This window comes from Skermanella stibiiresistens SB22, assembly GCF_000576635.1.
Lineage (GTDB): Bacteria > Pseudomonadota > Alphaproteobacteria > Azospirillales > Azospirillaceae > Skermanella > Skermanella stibiiresistens.
In genome coordinates, this window is the sequence record NZ_AVFL01000010.1 from 213,860 (window position 1) to 234,768 (window position 20,909).

Here is a 20,909-nt window from a genome sequence, read left to right on the forward strand (position 1 = left end):
TCACTTCACCCATTGCGCCTGATCGGCGGTTTCGCGGTCGAGCAGCGCCAGGATCGCGGCAGGGAGTTCGTCCGCCGTCTGGCAGATGCGCAGCGCCCCGGCTTTCGTCAACTCCGCCGTCTCGTGATAACCCCAAGCCACCCCCACGGCACCCGCGCGGGCGCTGCCCGCCATCAGCATGTCGAAACTCGTGTCGCCGATGACGATGGTGTCGGCGGCGTCCACTCCGGTATCGGCCAGTGCCCGGAACACCATGTCCGGATGCGGTTTGCCCGGCCCGGTGTCGGATGTTTGGAGCGTCGTGAACCGGTCGAGCAGGCCATGGTGGTCCAGGGTGGCGACGAGGCCACGCCTGGATTTGCCGGTCGCCACTCCCAACAGCAGGCCAGCGTCCTCGATCGCGGCCAAAGCCTCGCGGATGCCGGGGAACAGCGGTTCGTCGTGGACGCCCCTGTTGCGGGCGTCCGCGAAGGCCAGCTTGTAACGATCCGCCAGCGCCCGGTGCAGCCGCTCCTGGCCGCTTGGATGCAGCACGGCTATCGCGTGGACCAGCGGCAAGCCGACGATGCGCCGCACCGAGGCGGCATCCGGGGCCGGCAACCCCATGCCCACGAAGGCCGCGTTCATCGCGGCGACGATCGCGAACTGGCTGTCGACCAGGGTTCCATCGCAGTCGAACAGGGCCAGGCGCAAACGCTTCGAGACGCTCAGGGACATGGTGGCCGCACTTCTTGATTTTCGTCGTGCCGTCCCATAGCACGAAACCTTCAATACGAAAACGGGGGCACGAAAACGCGGATCATTCATACGAGGCGAAGGGATCGCCGTCGTTCTCCTTGTCGAAGCTGAAGTAGTCCCAAGTCTGCGCCATATGATCGGGCAGCGGTGCCGTGACGTCGATCCTGCCGCCCCGCGGGTGCGGCAGGATCAGGCGCCGGGCATGCAAGTGGAGCTTGCCGGAAACCCCCGAACCTTCCAGGAAGGCCTCGGGTCCCCCATATTTGCCGTCGCCAAGGATCGGCGTGCCGATCGCCTGCATGTGGACGCGAAGCTGGTGGGTGCGGCCGGTCAACGGCCACAGGGCGACCCAAGCCGCCTTCTTGTTGGCGTGCTCGATCACCTGATACAGGCTGACGGCCCGCTTGCCATCCTCGTCGTCGACCGCGACCCGCTCGCCCCGTCCGGTCGGTTCCTTGGCCAGGGGAGCGTCCACCTTGCCCTGGAACGGCCGAGGCACACCGACGGTCATCGCCCAATAATACTTGCGCGCGTCCTTGCCACGGAAAGACGCGGCCAGCTTGGCCGCCGCGAAGGTGTTGCGGGCCAGCACGAGGACGCCCGAGGTGTCCTTGTCCAGTCGGTGGACCAGCTTCGGCCGCTCGTCCGCGTCGAACTGGAGCGCGTCCAGCATGGCGTCGAGATGCTTTGGCGTCGCGGTGCCGCCCTGGACCGCCAGCCCCGGCGGCTTGTCGATCACCAGCACGTCGGCGTCGCGGTAGAGCACGCGCCCCTGGATCTCGGCGGCGTCGCGCCGGCTGACCTTGGGCTTCGACGCGCTGGTTTGCCCGTCGTCGGACAGGTCGCCAAGCGGCGGGACACGGACCGACTGGCCGGTCTCCAGCCGGACATTGGCCTTCGCCCGCTTGCCGTCGACGCGGACTTGCCCGGTGCGCAGCAGCTTTTCCAAGTGACCGTGGTTGACCTGCGGGAAATGCCGCTTGAACCAGCGGTCGAGCCGGATCTCCGACTCCTCGGCCTGGACGATCCGTGTTTCGACTTCGCTCACCCGACAATGCCCCTGATCAAATACAAGCCGGCGAACAATCCGCCGACCGAAAACAACACCGAAACGACCGTATAGAGCGCGGCGGACGCCAGTTCGCCCCGCTGCATCAGCACCGCGACATCCAGCGAGAACGTGGAAAAGGTCGTGAACCCGCCAAGCACCCCGATGGTCAGGAACGCCCGTATCTCCATCGAGGGGTTCCAGGCCAGCGCGAACAGTTCGACCAACACGCCCATGACGAACGAGCCGATGACGTTGACCACCAGCGTGCCGAAGGGAAACCCTCCGTCGAGCCACCGGCCGATCACCATCAGGGCCATGAAGCGCGCGACCGATCCCGCGGCTCCACCAGCGGCGACCGCGAGCAGCAGGGCTGGAGAGAACGTCATGCGACCCGTTTTCCTCAGTGAAGGGGCGCACCGTAGCCGGACGGAGGGCCCACGGCAAGCGATGGCGGTTAACGTTTCGACTGTCCAACACCGAAGATCCAGCCTTCCTGGCGGCGCGCGCGATCGTTCAGCCCCGGAGGTGCCCAGACCCGAGGGTCGTGGGACAAAGCCCGCAACCCAGCGGCGGAGACCAGGGCGTCGGTTTCATGATCGGTGGGCTGTGACTGGTTGTCCTCGATTGGATCGGTATCGAGACGATCTAGGCAAGCGTTCAGGTCGGCCCAACTGCGTACCTTGCGCGTGCCCCAGCCGACCCGCATCAGGAACAAGCGCGGATAGATCTCCACGATGGTGGCGCCGCTGCTCGGCGGCTCGAAGGGCCAGACCTTGACATCGTTCCGACGCGCCCGGAGCGCCCGGAGCAAGCGCATGCCGGCCAGGGCACCCTTCCCCACCTGCTTCGCCCCGATCAGCTTGAACGGACTTTCCGGCGAGCCGTACCCACCCGCTCGGCAAGCGTCCTCCGTGGCCCTGCGGCCGAGGTGGAAGCTCTCGACCCGGGGCCCAGCCGTCCAGTAACCCGCCGCGTAGGCCGGATCGCGCGGGAAGGCGCCGCCGAACAGATCGGCATCGGCTTGGCACGCCCGCTCGACCAGATCCCACAACGCGAAGACATCGCCCGCACCCCTGGGCAACCATGCCGCCGCCGTATCGAATGGCAGGGAGAAGGCACAGTCGATGCCGATCAATAGCCTGCCACCCTGATCGACGCGCTGGTCGAGCCAATCCAGCACCTGGGTCCGTGTCCAGACCCGTCCGGCCGTGGGGGGTCGGATGAGGTGGGGAGCCGCCCTGCCGCGCCCACATTCGGCGACGGCGATGCCCTGGTAGCGTTTGCCGGTGGCCCCAGACCAGTCGATGCCGATGAAGCTATCGAAGCTGCCCGTCATTCCGCATCCGGATCGGCTGCTTTCTGGGCGCGCAGCTTGCTCCAGTAATCCAGCCGCTTACGGATTTCCCGCTCGAAGCCGCGCTCGGGCGGCCGGTAGAAGTTCTGGCGCGGCATGCCGTCGGGGAAGTAGTTCTGGCCGCTGAAACCTTCCGGCGTGTCGTGGTCGTACTCGTACCCCTTGCCGTAACCCAATCCCTTCATGAGCTTGGTCGGCGCGTTGAGGATGTGCATCGGCGGCATCAGCGACCCGGTCTCCCTAGCCGACCGCATCGCCGCCTTGGAAGCGCTGTAGGCGGCGTTGGATTTGGGCGCCGTCGCCATGTAGATCACGCATTGGGTCAAGGCCAACTCACCCTCGGGCGACCCCAGCCGCTCATAGGTCTCCCAAGCGGCGAGCGCCTGGGGAAGCGCCTGCGGATCGGCGAGACCGATGTCCTCGACCGCCATCCGGACCAAGCGCCGCGCGATGAAGCGCGGGTCCTCGCCGCCGGCCAGCATGCGGGCCAGCCAATACAGCGCCGCGTCGGTGTCGGACCCGCGCACCGATTTGTGCAGGGCGCTGATCAGGTTGTAATGGCCCTCCTGCGACTTGTCGTAGAGGGGAGCCCGCCGCTGGATGGTGCCAATCAAGGTCGTCGTGTCGAGCGGCTTGTCCGGAGCCAGCGCGAACAACTCCTCGCACAGGTTCAGCAGGAACCGTCCATCACCGTCCGCCATCGCCTTGACCGCCTGCCGCGCGTCGGGATCGAGCGGCAGCTTCTTCCTGGTCTCCGCCTCGGCACGGGTCAGCAGCAGTTCGAGCGCCGCGTCGTCGAGCCGATTGAGCACGAACACCTGGGCGCGCGACAGCAGCGCCGCGTTCAGTTCGAACGACGGGTTTTCGGTGGTGGCGCCAACCAGCGTGACGGTGCCGTCCTCGACATAGGGCAGGAAGCCGTCCTGCTGGCTGCGGTTGAAGCGGTGGATCTCGTCGATGAACAACAGGGTGCCGCGCCCGGCGCCGCGCCGCTGCTTGGCGGCGTCGAACACCTTCCGCAGGTCGGCGACACCGGAAAAAACGGCCGACAGCGGTTCGAAATGGAACTCGGTCTGATCGGCCAGCAGGCGCGCGATCGTCGTCTTGCCACAGCCCGGCGGCCCCCACAGGATCATCGACGCCAAGCGGTGGCTGGCGACCATCCGGCCGACTGGCCCGGACGGTTTCAGCAGATGATCCTGTCCAACGACCTCGGCCAAGGTCCTGGGGCGCAGCCGGTCGGCCAGCGGACGTGGGGCGGACGCCGAGAACAGCGTCATCCCGCCACCGTCGATGTCAGCACCTTGTCACCCCGCCGGACCGTCACCTTCCAGGTTTGCTGCGGGCGCGCGATCAATCTGCCCAACTGGCTGACGCTGGAGACCTCGCGCTCATCGATCCGAAGCACCACGTCACCGGGTTCGACGCCGACGCGGGCCGCCGGACTGTTGCGCGCCACCTCCAGGATCACGACACCTTGGGCCACCCCGGAGAAGCCGATCTCCTCCGCCAGGGCCGGCGAGAGGTTGGCGACGGTGGCGCCGGCCAGCGGTTGACGTCCGCCGAGCGGCGTCGTGTCGCGCGGCGGGTTCTCCGGGGGTGCTATCGCCTTGAAGGCCACGCTCTGGTTGGTTCCCCGGCGGGCCACCGTCAAGGCGACCTGACTGCCGACCGGCAGGGTCGCGACGCGGAAGCGCAGCGAGTCGGGATCGTCGACCTCGCGGCCGTTGATCGCCGAGATGACGTCGCCTACTCGAAGTCCCGCCTGTGCCGCGGGGCTCTTGGGATCGATCGCGTTGACCAGGACGCCGGCGGGGCGGGCCAGCCCCAATGAACTGGCGATGTCGCCGGTGACCTGCTGGCCATCGATACCCAGCCAGGGCCGCACCAGTTTGCCACCGCTGTTGACCGCGTCGATGACGGTGCGGACCATGTTCGACGGGATCGCGAAGCCAATGCCGATTGATCCGCCACTGCGCGAGTAGATCGCCGAATTGATGCCGACCAGCCGGCCATCCATCGCCACCAGGGCACCGCCGGAATTACCGGGGTTGATCGCCGCGTCGGTCTGAATGAAGAAATTGAAATCGCTGACCCCCACCGCCGTCCGCGCCAAGGCGGAGACGATGCCGCTGGTCACGGTCTGACCAACGCCGAACGGATTGCCGATCGCGAGCACAAGATCGCCGACCTCCAACTCGTCGCTGTCGTGCAGCGCCAGGAAGGGCAGCCGCTCGCCGCGCGGCGGCGTGATCCTGAGGATCGCCAGGTCGGTCTTGCCATCGGTGGACACCACCCGCGCCTCGAACTCGCGCCGGTCGGCGAGGACGACCGTGATCTGGTCGCTGTCCTTGACGACATGGTCGTTGGTGACGATCAGCCCGTCCGGCGCCACGATGACGCCGGAGCCCAGCGACCGCTCCACCCGCTCGCGGGGCAGTCCCCGGGGCGCGGACTGGCCAAAGAATCGCTGGAAGAATGGATCGTCGAACAGGGGGGAAGCGCGCTGCTGGATCACCCTACGGGTATAGATGTTCACCACGGCGGGTGCCGTCTGCTTGACCAGTGGCGCGAAGGACAGCGAGATCTGCTGACGCGAGTCGGGAATGGCGCGTTGCTGGGCGATCGTGGGGCTGGCGAACCCCAAGCACACCACCATTGCGAGGACGAAACGGGAAAGGAAAAGCTGCGGCATCATGAACCGAGATCTGGGTATTCGCCTCGCCTTGAGGAAGAGGCTGGAGACTGGCTCCGCGCTAATTGCATCGAACGTTGCACATGCCAAGCCGCCGCTCGCAGGTCTGGGCGGCGTAGGATGAGGTGCCGGTGAGGCCGCCCCGGCTCGCCGCCTCGGTATCCATGCAGATGGAGTAGTCACGCTCACAGGCTCGTCTGCAGGAATAGCGGTCGTCCCGTGTGGAGTTCGCCCGCGAGTCATCTCCCTGGGGATTGGCCCACGTCCCGCCATTGGGCTGCGGAACGGGCATCCCGGAACCGCGAGGCGGTGGCGGCGACGCCTCCCCGCGGGGTGGGCGATCGGGGGTGCCGCATGCCGCCAAGACCAGGCAGCAGAGCGCCAGGGCGACGCGACGCATGGAATTCGACTTTGACACCATGACCGGCACTCCGAAGGACGGGACGATGTTGGCGTAAACGCGAAAGGCAGCCCGGAGGCTGCCTTTCGTTTCTCTCACCTTGGGACTGAACCGATCAACCCTCGGCTTCGTCCTCGTCGTTGATCATCACCGGGCCGCTATCCAAGCCCTTGGCGGCGGTGTCCCGCTCGACCAATTCGATGAAGGCCAACGGCGCGGCGTCGCCATAGCGGAAGCCGGCTTTCAGAACGCGGCTGTAGCCGCCCGGACGGCCGGCATAGCGTTCGGCCAGCGGGCCGAACAGCTTGGCGACGATGGCGTCGTCACGCAGCTGCGCGTAGGCCAGACGTCGATTGTGCAGGCCGCCCTTCTTGCCGAGCGTGATCAGCTTCTCGACGATCGGACGCAGGTCCTTCGCCTTCGGAAGGGTGGTCTTGATCTGCTCGTGCTTGATCAGCGCGGCCGCCATGTTGCTGAACATGGCCTTCCGGTGGCTGGAGGTCCGATTGAATTTCCGGCCGCTCATACCGTGACGCATGGTTGCGTACTCCTTCCTCTGGCTTGGCCCCGCTCACGGGACCGATGGTGATATCGACCGCCCGGCCCGCTTGGGGCGGGTGCCGGTACGGCCGACGAAAAACGAACGTCCGATGGGTGACGCTTAGTACGGCTCTTCGAGACGCTTGGCCAGTTCCTCGATGTTCTCGGGCGGCCAATTCGGGATTTCCATGCCCAGGTGGAGACCCATCTGGGACAGGACTTCCTTGATCTCGTTCAACGACTTCCGACCGAAGTTGGGAGTGCGGAGCATTTCCGCCTCGGTCTTCTGGACCAAATCGCCGATGTAGACGATGTTGTCGTTCTTCAGGCAGTTGGCCGACCGGACCGACAGTTCCAGTTCGTCCACCTTGCGCAGGAGGTTCTTGTTGAACGGCGGCTCCTCGCCACGCTCCTCGGCGACCGCGTGGGTCGGCTCCTCGAAGTTGATGAAGAGCTGCAACTGGTCCTGCAGGATGCGGGCGGCCAGGGCCACCGCGTCCTCCGGCGACACGGCGCCGTTGGTCTCGACCTGCATCGACAACCGGTCATAGTCGGTGACCTGCCCAACGCGGGTGTTGTCGACCTTGTACGAGACCTTGCGGATCGGCGCGAACAGCGCATCGACCGGGATCAGGCCGATCGGCGCGTCCTCGGGACGGTTCTGGCTGGCCGGGACATATCCCTTGCCGCTCTCCACCGTCAACTCCATCACCAGACGGGCGGCGGTGTCGAGGGTGCAGATCACCAGTTCCGGGTCCATCACCTCGATGTCCGGTCCGGTCTCGATCATGCCGGCGGTAACCTCGCCGGGGCCGTCGGCGCGCAGGCGCATCCGCTTCGGACCATCGCCATGCAGACGCAGGCCCATGGTCTTGATGTTCAGGACGATGTCGGTGACATCCTCGCGAACGCCGGGAATCGACGAGAACTCGTGCAGCACGCCTTCGATCTGGATCGAGGTGACTGCGGCGCCTTGAAGCGACGACAGCAGGACGCGGCGGAGCGCGTTGCCGAGCGTGAGACCAAAACCGCGTTCAAGGGGTTCGGCAACCACGGTGGCGGTCCGCTGCGGATCGTCCCCCGGCTGGATGTCGAGCTTGTTGGGCTTGATCAGCTCCTGCCAATTCTTCTGAATCACGTCTTGACCTCATGCCATCGGGTTGACGCGCGATTCCGGTGTGCCAACGCAGAGATGCCGAATCCCTTCCCTCGACAGGAAGGGTTTCGGCAAACTCGGCCGCCGTCCCCATGCTTGATCCCCCATGATGGCTCTATGGGCGATTTTCCCGGAACGGCGGGCAACCGGAGGCGCGGTAGCAAACGCCTCCAGGACACTTTCGATGAAAGTGTCCGTCGTAGAAATCCGCTCAGGAAATCAGACGCGACGCTTCTTCGGCGGACGGACGCCGTTGTGCGGGATCGGCGTGACGTCACGGATCGACGTGATCGCGAAACCGACCGACTGAAGCGCGCGGAGCGCCGACTCGCGCCCCGAACCGGGACCCTTGACCTCGACCTCGAGGGTCTTCATGCCGTGTTCCTGGGCCTTGCGGCCCGCATCCTCGGCAGCCATCTGCGCGGCGTACGGCGTCGACTTCCGCGAGCCCTTGAAGCCCTGGGAGCCCGACGACGACCAGGCGATCGTGTTGCCCTGCGCGTCGGTGATGGTGATCATGGTGTTGTTGAACGACGCGTTGACGTGAGCGACGCCCGAAGTGATGTTCTTGCGCTCGCGACGACGAAGGCGCGCGGATGCCGCAGAAGGCTTGGCCATGGGTCCTGTCCGTCCTATCTCTTACTTCTTCTTGCCAGCGATCGGCTTGGCCGGACCCTTGCGGGTGCGCGCGTTGGTGTGCGTGCGCTGGCCGCGGACCGGCAGGCCCTTACGGTGCCGCAGACCCCGGTAGCAACCCAGGTCCATCAACCGCTTGATGTTCATGGCGACCTGACGACGAAGGTCACCCTCGACGCGATAGTCGCTGTCGATGACTTCACGGATCTTCAAGATCTCGTCGTCGGTCAACTCGTTGACCCGGCGCTCGGACGGGATGGCGACCTTACCGCAGATTTCCTTGGCCTTGGAATGTCCAATACCATGGATGTAGGTCAGGCCGATCTCCACGCGCTTCTGCGCCGGGATATTGACGCCAGCAATACGCGCCACGCTCGTCTCCTTAGCTTTTGATATGTGGCCCGTAAGGGGCCGTCCGTCTCGGTCACGGTCCTGTCCAGCCGTGCCGAATCAGGACGAGTATTGGGTCTCGGTTTCCACAGGAACCAAGGAGCGCGGAGTATACTCACCGCGCCCCTTGAGTCAACCGATGTCTGTCACACAACCGTCAGGTTAGTCCTAGGACACCTTGTCTTTGAGCAGGGCCTCGATCTGGTCGGTCACCTCGTCGATGTCGGCCATGCCGTCCACCGTCTCCAGGACTCCCCGCTCCCTGTAGTAGGGAAGGATCGGCGCCGTCTGCTTGTGGTAAGCCGCCAGCCGCGTGCTGACGGTCTCCGCGTTGTCGTCGGCCCGCCGGGTGAACTCGGTCGAACCGCACGCGTCGCAGACACCGTCGACACTTGGCTTCTGGAACGTGTCGTGATAGCCCCGGCCGCACTTGGCGCAGGTGTAGCGCCCGGTGATCCGGTCGACCAGGGCCGCGTCGTCCACCTTCATCTCGATGACGTGGTCGAGCCTCAGCCCCTTGTCCGCCAGCATCCGGTCAAGCGCTTCCGCCTGTGGCACCGTCCGCGGAAATCCATCGAGGATGAACCCGGCCGCGCAATCGGACTGGGAGATTCGATCGGCGATCATCTCGATCATCAGCTCGTCCGGCATCAACTTGCCGGCGGCCATGATCTCCTTGGCCTGCTGGCCCAGCGGCGCACCGCTGGCGACGACCGCGCGCAGCATGTCCCCGGTCGACAGCTGTACGAGCCCGTGCCGATCCTCGAGACGCTTCGCCTGGGTTCCCTTACCGGCCCCCGGCGGTCCCAGCAGAATTAAGTTCATCCTCTCCTCCCCCGCAGCTTAGCCTTCTTGATCAGGCCTTCGTACTGATGCGCCAGCAGATGCGAATGTATCTGCGCGACGGTGTCCATCGTGACGGTGACGACGATCAACAGGCTGGTGCCGCCAAAATAGAACGGGACGGCGTACTGCGAAATCAGGATTTCTGGCAATAGGCAGACCACGGACAAATATGCCGCACCCACAACGGTCAGCCGGGTGAGCACGTAGTCCAGGTAGTCCGCCGTGTTCTTGCCGGGGCGGATGCCGGGGATGAACCCGCCATACTTCTTCAGATTGTCGGCCGTCTCCGTCGGATTGAAGACGATCGCCGTATAGAAGAAGCAGAAGAACACGATCAGCGCGACGTACAGCAGGATGTACAGCGGCTGGCCGTGGCCGAGATATGTCGTGACGGCCGTCAGCCACTCCGGCCCCTGCCCGCCCGAGAAGCCGGCCACGGTCAGCGGCAGCAACAGCAACGAGCTGGCGAAGATTGGCGGGATCACGCCCGAGGTGTTGAGCTTCAGCGGCAGGTGCGAGCTCTCGCCCCCAAACATCCTGTTGCCGACCTGGCGCTTGGGGTACTGGACCAGCAACCGGCGCTGCGCCCGCTCCATGAACACGATGAAGAAGATCACCGCGACCGCCATCAGCAGCAGGAAGATGATGAAGAAGGTCGACAGCGCGCCCGTGCGCCCCAGTTCCAGCGTTCCCACCAAGGCGCGCGGCAACTCCGCGACGATGCCGGCGAAGATGATCAGGGAGATGCCGTTGCCGACGCCCCGCGCAGTGATCTGCTCGCCCAGCCACATCAGGAAGACGGTGCCACCCACCAGCGTGATGACGGTGGTCGCCAGGAAGAAGACGCCGGGACTGTGGACGGCGGGTCCGCTCGATCCCGTCATGCCCTGCAGTCCGACCGCCATGCCATAGGCCTGAACAGTCGCCAGCAGCACCGTCAGGTAGCGGGTGTATTGGTTGAGCTTCTTCCTGCCGCTCTCCCCCTCCTTCTTCATCGTCTCAAGGGTCGGCGAGACCGCCGTCATGAGCTGGATGATGATCGACGCCGAGATGTACGGCATGATGTTGAGGGCGAAGATGGTCATCCGCGACAGGGCGCCACCCGAGAACATGTTGAACATGTCAAGGATGCCGCCGGAGTTCTGGCGGAAGATGTCGGCCATGATGCTTGGATCAATGCCGGGAAGCGGTATATAGGTGCCGAGCCGGTAGATGATCAGGGCCCCGAGGGTGAACCAGATCCGCTTCTTCAGCTCGGTAGCCTTCGCGAAGGCGCCAAAGTTGATATTGGCGGCGAGCTGTTCGGCCGCTGATGCCATATTCTATTCCTCGACGCTCACATGCGAAGCTTTGTCGTGACAGATATGGCCGGCGCCCCGAAATGAGGCGCCGGCCATTGGTGTCCGCGATCGATCACTCGGTCGCGGGAGCTTCCTGAACCTTCTTCGGAACCGTGACTTCCACGGTGCCGCCGAAGTTTTCGACCGCCTTGATGGCGGACGCCGAGGCGCCGGCCACCTTGAAGCTGGCCTTGGTCGTCAACTCACCCTTGGCGAGCAGGCGGACGCCGTCCCGGCTGTCCTGGGCGATGCCCGCCGCCACCAGGATCTCCCCGGTGATCAACTGGGCGGCGTCCAGCTTGCCGGACTCGATGGCTTCCTGGATCTTGCCCAGATTGGCGACCGAGTAGTCCTTGGCGAAGATGTTGACGAAGCCGCGCTTGGGCAGACGGCGATGCAGAGGCATCTGACCGCCTTCGAAGCCCTTGATCGCGACGCCGCTGCGCGAGGTCTGACCCTTCACGCCGCGACCACCGGTCTTGCCCTTGCCGGAGCCGATACCGCGCCCGACCCGGGTGCGGTTCTTGCGGGCGCCGGGATTGTCCCGGATCTCGTTGAGTTTCATAGTTCGGATATCCCCTCGCCCGTTCTCAGCCCTGGCTCTCGACGCGAACCAGATGCTGAACCTTGGCGATCATGCCGCGGACGGAAGGGGTGTCCTCCAGCTCCCGCGTGCGGTGCAGCTTGTTGAGCCCGAGACCCACCAGGGTCTCGCGCTGATCCTTCTTGCGACCGATCGGGCTACCGACCTGCGTCACGAAGACGGTGCTCTTCTGCTCGTCAGCCATGATCAAGCCTCCTTGATCTCGGTGCCGGTCGCGTCGCGACGGCCCAGGATGTCGCTGACACGGCGGCCACGACGGGCGGCCACCGCGCGCGGGCTGACCACCTGGGCCAGGGCGTCGAAGGTCGCCTTGATCATGTTGTGCGGATTGGAGGTGCCGATCGACTTCGTCACCACGTCCTGCACACCCAACGCCTCGAAGATCGCGCGCATCGGACCACCGGCGATGATGCCGGTACCCGTCGGCGCCGCCCGCAGAACGACACGCCCGGCACCGAAGTGACCGTGCACGTCGTGATGCAGCGTCCGACCCTCGCGGAGCGGAACTCGGATCATCGTGCGCTTGGCCTGGTCGGTCGCCTTGCGGATCGCCTCCGGCACCTCACGGGCCTTGCCCGATCCGACGCCGACGCGGCCCTTGGCGTCGCCAACCACCACCAGCGCCGCGAAGCCGAACCGGCGGCCACCCTTGACCACCTTGGCGACGCGGTTGATGCCAACCAGCTTCTCCACCAGATCGCTCTCTTCGCGGTCGCCACCGCCCCGGTTCTGGCCCCGGTTGTCGCCGCCGCGCTGGTCGCGCTCGCCGCCTCTTTCATTGCGTGCCATATTCTCGGGTCCCCTTAGAACGACAGGCCGGCTTCACGCGCGGCGTCGGCAAGCGCCTTGACGCGCCCGTGGAAGAGATAGCCGCCACGATCGAAGACGACTTCCGTGACACCCGCGGCGGTGGCCCGCTCGGCGATCATCTTGCCGACCAGCTTCGCGGCTTCGATGTCGGCGCCGGTCTTCAGCGACTCGCGCAGATCCTTGTCGATGCTCGACGCGGCGGCGAGGGTCTTGCCCTCGCTGTCGTCGATCAGCTGGACATAGATGTGCTTGCTGGACCGGAAAACCGACAATCTGGGCCGGCCGCCCGCCTTCTTCCTGATCTGCGTACGCACCCGCTGTTTGCGGCGTGCGTTCAGTTCTTTTGACGTTTTCATCGGCCGTGCCCCTACTTCTTCTTGCCTTCCTTGCGCAGCAGAGTCTCCGTCGAGTACTTGATGCCCTTGCCCTTGTAGGGCTCCGGCTTCCGGAACTGACGGATTTCGGCTGCGACTTGACCAACCTTCTGACGGTCGGCCCCGGAAACGGAGATCGCGGTCGGACGCTCGGCCTTGATCGTGATCCCGGCGGGAATCGGATAGGTCACGTCGTGCGAGTAGCCGAGCTGGAGAACCAGATCGCTACCCTGCACGGCCGCGCGATAGCCGACGCCGTTGATTTCGAGGTTGACCGTGAAGCCCTCGCTCACGCCCTTGACCATGTTGGCCACGAGCGTCCGCGAAGTCGCCCACATCACCTTGCCACGCTTGCTGTCCGCGTGGCGCGGCTTGATGACGACCTTGCCTTCGTCCAGCGTGGCCGCGATGTCATCGATCAGGGTCAAGCTGAGCTGACCCAGCTTGCCCTTGGCCGTCAGGATCTGGCCGTTGACGGCGACGTCAACTCCAGTCGGGACCGGCACGGGGTGTTTACCAATTCGTGACATGGCTGCCTCTTAGAACACGCGGCAAAGCACTTCACCGCCAACATTGGCGGCGCGGGCTTCGTTGTCGGACATCACACCGCGGGGCGTCGACAGGATCGAGATCCCGAGGCCGTTGTAGACGCGGGGCAGGTCCTTGATCTTCGAGTAGACGCGGCGACCGGGCTTGGACACGCGGCTGATGGTCTTGATGACCGGCTCACCCTCGTGATACTTCAGCTCGATGCGGAGTTGCGCGATACCCGGACGCAGTTCCTCCTGGAAGTAGCCGCGGATGTAACCCTCGCGCTTCAACACTTCCAGAACGCTCGTCCGAAGCTTCGAAGCCGGGCTGTCGACACTGGTCATGTGGGCACGCTGACCATTGCGGATGCGGGTCAGCATATCGCCCAAAGGATCGCTCAAAGACATCTTTCCGATCCCCCTTACCAGCTCGACTTCGTCATGCCCGGGATCTGGCCGTTGGAGGCCAGGTCACGGAGCGCGATACGCGACAGCTTAAACTTACGGTAGAACGCACGCGGCCGACCGGACATTTCACACCGGTTGCGGACACGGGTCCGGCTCGAATTGCGCGGCATCTCCGCCAGCTTGAGCCGGGCGGCGAACTGATCTTCCGGCGTCAGCGAGGGGTCCTTGGCAATCGCCTTCAGCGCGGCGCGCTTCCCGGCGTACTTCTTGACCATGCGCTCGCGGCGCTTGTTCTTCTGGATGGCACTCGTCTTGGCCATGGCTGTAACCTCCTGCCGCTCAGGCGACGAACGGCATGTCGAAGCCCTTGAGGAGAGCCTTGGCTTCCTTGTCGGTCTTCGCAGTCGTCACGATGATGATGTCCATGCCCCGGATACCGTCGATCTTGTCATAATCGATTTCCGGGAAGATGATCTGCTCCTTCAAGCCCATGGCATAGTTGCCGCGGCCGTCGAAGCTGTTGCCCGGCACGCCGCGGAAGTCGCGGACACGCGGCAGGGCAACCGTCACGAGACGGTCGAGGAACTCGTACATGCGCTCGCGACGCAGGGTCACCTTGCAGCCGATCGACATGCCTTCACGCAGCTTGAACTGCGCGATCGACTTGCGGGCCTTGGTCACCACCGGCCGCTGGCCAGCGATAGCGGTCAATTCGGCCACCGCCGCGTTGACCTTCTTGCCGTCGGAGGTCGCTTCGCCAACACCCATGTTGATGACGATCTTCTCGATCCGCGGCACTTCCATGTCGTTCGCGTAGTTGAATTCAGCCTTCAACTTCGCGCGCACGACGTCGTCGTATTGCTTTTTCAGCCTGGTCGTCATGGCGGCGCTCACAGATCGATCAGTTCGCCGGACCGCTTGGCATAACGCACTTTGCGGCCATCCTCGAGGGTCTTGAAGCCCACGCGGGTCGGCAGGTTGGTCTTGGGGTCGACATGGGCTACGTTGGAGACGTGCAGGAAAGCCTCGATCTCCAAAATGCCGCCGGCGGACGTCTGGGTCTGGCGCTGGTGCTTCTTGACGATGTTGACGCCCCGCACCTTGACCCGGTTCTCCTTGGGGAGGAACTCGATCACCTCGCCGGTCTTACCCTTGTCCTTGCCGGTGAGGACGATGACCTTGTCTTTCTTCTTGATCTTGGCGGCGGACATCACAGCACCTCCGGCGCGAGCGAGATGATCTTCATGAACTTCTTGCCGCGCAGCTCACGAGTGACCGGCCCGAAAATACGGGTCCCGATCGGCTCGCCCTGCTTGTTGATCAGCACGGCGGCGTTGCGGTCGAAGCGAATGGAGCTGCCGTCGGTGCGCCGGATCTCCTTGGACGTGCGGACGATGACCGCACGGTGTACATCACCCTTCTTGACGCGTCCGCGCGGGATGGCTTCCTTGACGGAGACGACGATCACGTCGCCAACGCCAGCCACCTTGCGCTTGGACCCGCCAAGCACCTTGATGCACTGCACCCGGCGCGCGCCGCTGTTGTCGGCGACCTCCAGGTTGGTTTGCATCTGGATCATATGTCAGACCTCTTCAATCAGCCGGCGAACGAGCCGGCGGCTGCCGCTGCTGCGGCGTCGGTGAGAACCATCCAGCGCTTGCGCTTGGAGAGCGGGCGGCATTCCTCGATGAAGACCTTGTCGCCCGTCTTGAACTGGTTGGCCTCGTCATGGGCAGCGTAACGCTTCGACTGCCGGATGAACTTCTTGTACACGGGGTGCATCACGCGACGCTCGACGAGGACGATGATCGTCTTATCGCCCTTGTCGCTGACGACCGTGCCCTGCAAAACACGCCGGGGCATGGGTAAACTCCTACGACGCGGACGAGCGCGAACGCTCGCCCTGAATGGTCTTGATGCGCGCGATGTCGCGACGCACCTGGCCGACGCGCGCGGTGTTCTCGAGTTGGCCCGAGGCCCGGCGGAAGCGCAGGTTGAACTGCTCCTTCTTGAGGGTCAGGAGCTGATCGTTCAACTCGTCCGCGGTCTTGGCGCGAAGATCGGTGGGCTTCGTCATTGATCCAACTCCTCGCCCAGCCGGGTGATGAACCGGGTCTTGATCGGCAGCTTGGCGGCGGCGAGCTCGAAGGCGCGCTTGGCCAGATCGCCGGGAACGCCGTCCAGTTCGAACATGATGCGACCGGGATGGACCCGGGCCGCCCAGAATTCGGGCGAGCCCTTGCCCGAACCCATTCGGACCTCGGCCGGCTTGGTCGAGACCGGGACATCCGGGAAGATGCGGATCCAGACGCGGCCCTGACGCTTCATGTGGCGGGTGATCGCGCGGCGAGCCGCCTCGATCTGGCGCGCGGTGATGCGCGCCGGCTCGATCGCCTTCAGGCCATAGGCGCCGAAGTTGAGCTGAGTCCCGCCCTTGGCGGTGCCGTGGATACGGCCCTTGTGTGCCTTGCGGTACTTCGTACGCTTAGGACTTAGCATGGCATGTGCCCTCTACTAGTATCCTGCCGTTCAGCGATCGCCGCGATTGTCACGATCGCCGCGATGATGATCGCCACGTTCGCCACGCTCGGGCCGTCCGCTGGGACCGGCCTGTTGCTCATTGGCGCGCTTATCCTGCGCCATCGGGTCGTGCGCAAGGATTTCGCCCTTGAACACCCAGACCTTCACCCCGCACGTGCCATACGTGGTCTTAGCGGTGGCGACACCGTAATCCACATCGGCACGCAAGGTGTGCAGCGGCACGCGACCTTCGCGATACCACTCCATGCGCGCGATTTCCGCACCACCGAGGCGACCCGAGCAGTTGATCCGAATGCCCTGGGCTCCCAGGCGCATGGCGGACTGCACGGCACGCTTCATGGCGCGGCGAAAGGCGACACGGCGCTCCAGTTGGTTGGAGATGTTCTCGGCGATCAACTTGGCGTCGATTTCCGGCTTGCGGATCTCGACGATGTTCAAGTTGACGTCCGAACCGGTCATCTTCGCGAGCTCGACGCGAAGCTTCTCGATATCGGCACCCTTCTTACCGATGACAACCCCCGGGCGCGCCGAATGGATGGTCACGCGGGCCTTTTTCGCAGGCCGCTCGATCACGATCCGGGACACGCCAGCCTGCTGAAGCCGGCCTTGGAGGAAACTACGCAGCTTCAGGTCACTATGCAACAGATCGGCGTAGTCCCGATCCGCATACCAGCGGCTATCCCAAGTGCGGTTGATGCCAAGCCGAAGCCCGACGGGATTGATCTTCTGACCCATGTTACTCGGCCTCCACCGCTTCGGCGCGCTCACGCACGATGACGGTAAGATTGCTGAACGGCTTCTCGACCCGAGCACCGCGACCGCGAGCGCGGGCGTGGAACCGTTTCATCACCAGGGCGCGGCCGACGGTGGCCTGAGCCACGTACAGACGGTCGACGTCGAGTTGATGGTTGTTCTCGGCGTTCGCGATCGCCGACTGCAGGACCTTCCGGACCTCCTCGGCGACACGTCGCTTGGAGAAGGTCAGGTCGGCCACCGCCGCCTGCGCGCTCTTGCCGCGGATCAACTCGGCTACGAGGTTGAGCTTCCGGGCCGAGGAACGGATCATCTTGCCAAACGCCATCGCCTCGTTATCGGCGATGCGCGGCGCATTCGCTGCCTTGCCCATGGCTACTTCCTCTTCGACTTCTTATCGGCCGCGTGGCCGTAATAGGTCCGGGTCGGAGAGAACTCGCCGAACTTGTGACCGATCATGTTCTCGGTGACGAGGACGGGCAGGAACTTCTGACCATTGTGAACGCCGAAGGTCAAACCGACGAATTGGGGCAGGATAGTGGAGCGACGCGACCAGATCTTGATGATCTCGTTACGCCCGCTAGCCCGCGCCTTATCGGCTTTCTTCAGCAGGTAGCCGTCGATGAACGGCCCCTTCCAGACGCTGCGCGCCACGACGTAACTCCTCTACTTCGCATGACGGCGGCGCAGGATCTGGCCATCCGTCTTCTTGTTGTTCCGCGTCTTCTTGCCCTTGGTCGGCTTGCCCCACGGGGTCACCGGATGGCGACCACCAGAGGTCCTGCCTTCACCACCACCGTGCGGGTGGTCGATCGGGTTCATGGCGACGCCACGAACCGACGGGCGCTTGCCCAGCCAACGGTGACGGCCGGCCTTGCCCAGGTTGATGTTCGACTGGTCCGGGTTGGACACCGCGCCGATCGTGGCGAGGCACTCGCCCCGGACGACCCGGAGTTCACCGGAAGCCAGCTTCAACTGGGCGTAGCCCTGGTCGCGTCCGACCAGCTGGACATAGGTGCCGGCCGAACGGGCCAGCTGGCCACCCTTGCCCGCCTTGAGTTCCACGTTGTGGACGATCGTCCCCACCGGGATGTTCCTCAGCGGCATCGCGTTGCCGGGCTTGACGTCGACACGCTCGCCGGAGACGACGGTGTCGCCAACCTTCAGGCGCTGCGGCGCCAGGATGTAGGCGAGCTCGTCGTCGGCGTAACGCACCAGCGCGATGAACGCCGTGCGGTTCGGATCGTACTCCAGCCGTTCGACCACGGCCGGGGCGTCGAACTTGCGACGCTTGAAGTCGACCAGACGGTAGCGGCGCTTGTGTCCGCCACCGATCCTGCGCGCGGTGATGCGGCCGGTGTTGTTGCGTCCGCCGCTCTTGGTCAGACCCTCGGTGAGGGACTTGACCGGCTTGCCCTTCCACAGTTCCGAACGGTCCACCAGCACGAGCTGGCGGAGCGACGGCGTGATGGGCCGGAAATTCTTAAGTGCCATCGGTCAGTTCAGCCTTAGACGCCAGTGGTAACGTCGATCGTGTGGCCTTCGGCCAACGTGACGATCGCTTTCTTGAAGTCCGAACGACGGCCCAAGATACCCTTGAAGCGCTTGACCTTGCCCTTGGTGATCAGCGTGTTCACCGCCGTCACCTTGACCTTGAACAGCCCTTCCACCGCGGCCTTGATTTCCGGCTTGGTCGCGTCCATCGGCACCTTGAAGGTGACCTGACGGTGTTCGGAACCCATCGTCGACTTCTCGGTGATCACGGGAGCGGTGATCAGATCGTACATCCGCTCCTTGCTCACCGAAGGTTTCGAGATCTTGCTCATTTCAGACGAGCCTCCAGCTGCTCGACAGCGTTGCGCGTCAGGACCAGCGTGTCGCGACGCAGGATGTCATAGACGTTGGCACCCTGTTCCGGCAACACATCGATCAACGGAACATTCCGCGACGCGCGCACGAAGTTCAGATCGAGGTTGGCGCCGTCGATGATCAGCGCCGAGGTCAGGCCCAGGCCCTTCAGGCGCAGCGCCATGTCCTTGGTCTTGTGACTGTCGACGGCGGCGGTCTCCAGGACCACCAGCTTGCCCTCGGCCAGCTTGGTCGACAGCGCGGTCTTCAGCGCCAGCTTGCGGACCTTCTTGTTGAGGTCGTGGGCGTGGCTGCGCACGACCGGACCGAAGATCACGGCGCCGCCGCGGAACTGCGGCGACCGGGTCGAACCCTGGCGGGCGCGGCCGGTACCCTTCTGGCGGTGCGGCTTCTTGGTCGTGCCGGCGATCTCGGAGATGCCCTTGGTCTTGTGATTACCGGAACGCCGCTTGGCGAGCTGGTAATTGATCATGCGGGCCAGCAGATCGGTACGCAACGGAACGCCGAAAACGGCCTCGTCGAGTTCGATCTCGCCCACTTCCTCGTTGTTCAGGTTCTTGACGGTCGTCTTCATCTCATTCACTCCGTCGGCTCGGCGCCGGCATCGGCGGCAGGGGCCACAGAGTCGGCGACGGGAGCGGCATCCGGCTTGGAACGCAGCGCCGCCGGGAACGGCAGGCCTTCCGGGGCCTTCCGCTTGACGGCGTCGCGAACCAGCACCCAACCACCCTCGGAACCGGGGACGGCACCCTTGACCAGGATCAGGCCGCGGTCCTCGTCGACCGAGACGATCTTCAGGTTCTGGGTGGTCACCCGCTCGGCGCCCAAATGACCGGCCATCTTCTTGTTGGCGAAGGTCTTACCGGGATCCTGACGGTTACCGGTCGAACCATGCGAACGGTGCGAGACCGAGACGCCGTGGGTCGCGCGCAGACCACCGAAGTTCCACCGCTTCATGCCGCCGGCGAAACCCTTGCCGATCGTCGTTCCGGTGACGTCAACGAGTTGGCCCGGGACGAAATGGGCGGCCGACAGTTCGGCGCCAACCTCGATCAGGGCATCGGCATCGACACGGAACTCGACCAGCTTGCGCTTGGGCTCGACCTTCGCCTTGGCGAAGTGGCCGCGCTGGGGCTTCGTGACGTTCTTGACTTTGGCGGTACCGGCGCCGAGCTGGACGGCGGTATAACCGTCGGTCTCCTCGGTACGCACGGCGACAACCTGTACGTTGTCCACCTTCAGCACAGTGACCGGAACATGTTCCCCGTCGTCCGTGAAGACGCGGGTCATGCCGAGTTTCTGCGCGATCAAACCGGATCGCATGGTTTACTTCTCCTCAATAGGGACATCCTCAGGGGGAGAGGTCCCTTACCCTACTTACAGGCTCTTCGACTTAGAGCTTGATCTCGACGTCGACACCGGCGGCGAGGTCGAGCTTCATCAGCGCGTCCACGGTCTGCGGGGTCGGGTCGACGATGTCGATCAGGCGCTTGTGCGTCCGGATCTCGAACTGCTCGCGCGACTTCTTGTCGATGTGCGGCGAACGGTTGACCGTAAACTTCTCGATCTGCGTGGGCAAGGGAATTGGTCCCCGAACCCGTGCGCCGGTCCGCTTCGCGGTGTTGACGATCTCGCTTGTCGACTGATCGAGCACGCGATGGTCGAACGCCCGCAGGCGGATCCGGATATTCTGACTGTCCATCGTCTTCAAAACCCGTTTCTCTGCCGCTGAAGGGGCCGCCCCTTGTGGGAAGCGACCCCTCTTCGCCGGCTAACTCGTTGCGCCCGTGGGCATCAGGCCCACAGCGAACCCGAACCGTATCACTCGATGATGCTGGCGACGACGCCGGCGCCGACGGTGCGGCCGCCCTCAC

Annotated in this window: 33 protein-coding genes; all 33 read right to left on the minus strand. The window is 64.6% G+C overall.

Features of this window, described 5'->3' with window-relative positions; genetic code table 11:
• The 33 genes from N825_RS15725 to rpsJ all read right to left on the minus strand — a co-directional run bounded on the left by N825_RS15725 (position 1) and on the right by rpsJ (position 20,737).
• Positions 1–717 (minus strand): HAD-IA family hydrolase, encoded by a 717-nt coding sequence (locus N825_RS15725; RefSeq protein WP_037453531.1) that lies wholly within the window; start codon positions 715–717, stop codon positions 1–3.
• Between the two features lie 82 nt (positions 718–799).
• Positions 800–1,786: an RluA family pseudouridine synthase gene (locus tag N825_RS15730; protein ID WP_037453533.1), complete on the minus strand. Its 987-nt coding sequence runs from the start codon at positions 1,784–1,786 to the stop codon at positions 800–802.
• Positions 1,783–2,175: a fluoride efflux transporter CrcB gene (gene crcB, locus N825_RS15735; RefSeq protein ID WP_037453536.1), complete on the minus strand. Its 393-nt coding sequence runs from the start codon at positions 2,173–2,175 to the stop codon at positions 1,783–1,785. Before crcB ends, N825_RS15730 begins: the two co-directional genes overlap by 4 nt.
• 68 nt (positions 2,176–2,243) lie before the next feature.
• On the minus strand, positions 2,244–3,125 hold the full coding sequence (locus N825_RS15740) for a hypothetical protein (RefSeq protein WP_037453539.1): 882 nt from the start codon (positions 3,123–3,125) through the stop codon (positions 2,244–2,246).
• Positions 3,122–4,423, minus strand: coding sequence for a replication-associated recombination protein A (locus tag N825_RS15745; protein ID WP_037453542.1), 1,302 nt, complete (start codon positions 4,421–4,423; stop codon positions 3,122–3,124). The genes N825_RS15740 and N825_RS15745 overlap by 4 nt, the downstream gene beginning before the upstream one ends.
• Positions 4,420–5,841, minus strand: coding sequence for a DegQ family serine endoprotease (locus N825_RS15750; protein WP_037453545.1), 1,422 nt, complete (start codon positions 5,839–5,841; stop codon positions 4,420–4,422). Before N825_RS15750 ends, N825_RS15745 begins: the two co-directional genes overlap by 4 nt.
• Positions 5,842–6,353: 512 nt before the next feature.
• Positions 6,354–6,776: a 50S ribosomal protein L17 gene (gene rplQ / locus N825_RS15755; protein ID WP_037453547.1), complete on the minus strand. Its 423-nt coding sequence runs from the start codon at positions 6,774–6,776 to the stop codon at positions 6,354–6,356.
• 123 nt (positions 6,777–6,899) lie between these two features.
• Positions 6,900–7,916 (minus strand): DNA-directed RNA polymerase subunit alpha, encoded by a 1,017-nt coding sequence (locus tag N825_RS15760; RefSeq protein ID WP_037453549.1) that lies wholly within the window; start codon positions 7,914–7,916, stop codon positions 6,900–6,902.
• 237 nt (positions 7,917–8,153) lie between these two features.
• Entirely contained in the window at positions 8,154–8,552 is a 399-nt protein-coding gene (gene rpsK, locus N825_RS15765) for a 30S ribosomal protein S11 (RefSeq protein ID WP_037453551.1), read from the minus strand.
• A gap of 21 nt (positions 8,553–8,573) precedes the next feature.
• On the minus strand, positions 8,574–8,942 hold the full coding sequence (rpsM, locus tag N825_RS15770) for a 30S ribosomal protein S13 (protein WP_037453553.1): 369 nt from the start codon (positions 8,940–8,942) through the stop codon (positions 8,574–8,576).
• Between the two features lie 186 nt (positions 8,943–9,128).
• Positions 9,129–9,785, minus strand: coding sequence for an adenylate kinase (locus tag N825_RS15775; RefSeq protein ID WP_037453556.1), 657 nt, complete (start codon positions 9,783–9,785; stop codon positions 9,129–9,131).
• Positions 9,782–11,125, minus strand: coding sequence for a preprotein translocase subunit SecY (gene secY, locus N825_RS15780; protein WP_037453558.1), 1,344 nt, complete (start codon positions 11,123–11,125; stop codon positions 9,782–9,784). Before secY ends, N825_RS15775 begins: the two co-directional genes overlap by 4 nt.
• A gap of 94 nt (positions 11,126–11,219) precedes the next feature.
• On the minus strand, positions 11,220–11,711 hold the full coding sequence (gene rplO / locus N825_RS15785; protein WP_037453561.1) for a 50S ribosomal protein L15: 492 nt from the start codon (positions 11,709–11,711) through the stop codon (positions 11,220–11,222).
• Between the two features lie 25 nt (positions 11,712–11,736).
• On the minus strand, positions 11,737–11,934 hold the full coding sequence (gene rpmD, locus N825_RS15790; protein ID WP_037453564.1) for a 50S ribosomal protein L30: 198 nt from the start codon (positions 11,932–11,934) through the stop codon (positions 11,737–11,739).
• A gap of 2 nt (positions 11,935–11,936) precedes the next feature.
• On the minus strand, positions 11,937–12,539 hold the full coding sequence (gene rpsE / locus N825_RS15795) for a 30S ribosomal protein S5 (protein ID WP_037453567.1): 603 nt from the start codon (positions 12,537–12,539) through the stop codon (positions 11,937–11,939).
• A 14-nt stretch (positions 12,540–12,553) separates the two neighbouring features.
• Positions 12,554–12,916 (minus strand): 50S ribosomal protein L18, encoded by a 363-nt coding sequence (gene rplR, locus N825_RS15800; protein ID WP_037453570.1) that lies wholly within the window; start codon positions 12,914–12,916, stop codon positions 12,554–12,556.
• Between the two features lie 11 nt (positions 12,917–12,927).
• Entirely contained in the window at positions 12,928–13,464 is a 537-nt protein-coding gene (gene rplF, locus N825_RS15805; protein ID WP_037453574.1) for a 50S ribosomal protein L6, read from the minus strand.
• A 9-nt stretch (positions 13,465–13,473) separates the two neighbouring features.
• Positions 13,474–13,872 carry a 30S ribosomal protein S8 gene (gene rpsH, locus N825_RS15810; RefSeq protein ID WP_037453576.1) on the minus strand — a complete coding sequence of 133 codons (399 nt, stop codon included), beginning with the start codon at positions 13,870–13,872 and terminating at the stop codon, positions 13,474–13,476.
• Between the two features lie 14 nt (positions 13,873–13,886).
• Entirely contained in the window at positions 13,887–14,192 is a 306-nt protein-coding gene (rpsN, locus tag N825_RS15815; RefSeq protein ID WP_037453579.1) for a 30S ribosomal protein S14, read from the minus strand.
• Positions 14,193–14,211: 19 nt separating this feature from the next.
• Positions 14,212–14,754, minus strand: a complete 543-nt coding sequence (gene rplE, locus N825_RS15820) for a 50S ribosomal protein L5 (RefSeq protein WP_037453807.1) — start codon at positions 14,752–14,754, stop codon at positions 14,212–14,214.
• Positions 14,755–14,762: 8 nt separating this feature from the next.
• Positions 14,763–15,083, minus strand: a complete 321-nt coding sequence (rplX, locus tag N825_RS15825) for a 50S ribosomal protein L24 (RefSeq protein WP_037453583.1) — start codon at positions 15,081–15,083, stop codon at positions 14,763–14,765.
• Entirely contained in the window at positions 15,083–15,451 is a 369-nt protein-coding gene (rplN, locus tag N825_RS15830) for a 50S ribosomal protein L14 (RefSeq protein WP_037453585.1), read from the minus strand. Before rplN ends, rplX begins: the two co-directional genes overlap by 1 nt.
• 17 nt (positions 15,452–15,468) lie before the next feature.
• Positions 15,469–15,735: a 30S ribosomal protein S17 gene (gene rpsQ, locus N825_RS15835; protein WP_037453589.1), complete on the minus strand. Its 267-nt coding sequence runs from the start codon at positions 15,733–15,735 to the stop codon at positions 15,469–15,471.
• Between the two features lie 10 nt (positions 15,736–15,745).
• Positions 15,746–15,949 (minus strand): 50S ribosomal protein L29, encoded by a 204-nt coding sequence (rpmC, locus tag N825_RS15840; RefSeq protein ID WP_037453592.1) that lies wholly within the window; start codon positions 15,947–15,949, stop codon positions 15,746–15,748.
• On the minus strand, positions 15,946–16,371 hold the full coding sequence (gene rplP / locus N825_RS15845) for a 50S ribosomal protein L16 (protein WP_037453595.1): 426 nt from the start codon (positions 16,369–16,371) through the stop codon (positions 15,946–15,948). The genes rpmC and rplP overlap by 4 nt, the downstream gene beginning before the upstream one ends.
• Positions 16,372–16,401: 30 nt before the next feature.
• A complete protein-coding gene (gene rpsC / locus N825_RS15850; RefSeq protein ID WP_037453598.1) occupies positions 16,402–17,148 on the minus strand; it encodes a 30S ribosomal protein S3 in 747 nt (248 codons plus the stop codon).
• 1 nt (position 17,149) lies between these two features.
• Positions 17,150–17,539 carry a 50S ribosomal protein L22 gene (gene rplV, locus N825_RS15855; protein WP_037453601.1) on the minus strand — a complete coding sequence of 130 codons (390 nt, stop codon included), beginning with the start codon at positions 17,537–17,539 and terminating at the stop codon, positions 17,150–17,152.
• A gap of 2 nt (positions 17,540–17,541) precedes the next feature.
• The gene (gene rpsS, locus N825_RS15860) at positions 17,542–17,820 is read right to left on the minus strand and encodes a 30S ribosomal protein S19 (RefSeq protein ID WP_037453604.1); all 279 of its coding nucleotides are present in this window, start codon (positions 17,818–17,820) and stop codon (positions 17,542–17,544) included.
• Positions 17,821–17,832: 12 nt separating this feature from the next.
• Complete coding sequence (gene rplB, locus N825_RS15865) at positions 17,833–18,660, minus strand: 50S ribosomal protein L2 (protein ID WP_037453606.1); 828 nt, start codon at positions 18,658–18,660, stop codon at positions 17,833–17,835.
• Between the two features lie 14 nt (positions 18,661–18,674).
• Entirely contained in the window at positions 18,675–18,983 is a 309-nt protein-coding gene (locus N825_RS15870) for a 50S ribosomal protein L23 (protein ID WP_157619273.1), read from the minus strand.
• Positions 18,984–18,988: 5 nt separating this feature from the next.
• The gene (rplD, locus tag N825_RS15875) at positions 18,989–19,609 is read right to left on the minus strand and encodes a 50S ribosomal protein L4 (protein ID WP_037453613.1); all 621 of its coding nucleotides are present in this window, start codon (positions 19,607–19,609) and stop codon (positions 18,989–18,991) included.
• Positions 19,610–19,614: 5 nt separating this feature from the next.
• Entirely contained in the window at positions 19,615–20,358 is a 744-nt protein-coding gene (rplC, locus tag N825_RS15880) for a 50S ribosomal protein L3 (protein ID WP_037453616.1), read from the minus strand.
• Between the two features lie 70 nt (positions 20,359–20,428).
• On the minus strand, positions 20,429–20,737 hold the full coding sequence (rpsJ, locus tag N825_RS15885) for a 30S ribosomal protein S10 (protein ID WP_037453618.1): 309 nt from the start codon (positions 20,735–20,737) through the stop codon (positions 20,429–20,431).
• Positions 20,738–20,909 lie beyond the last annotated feature (172 nt).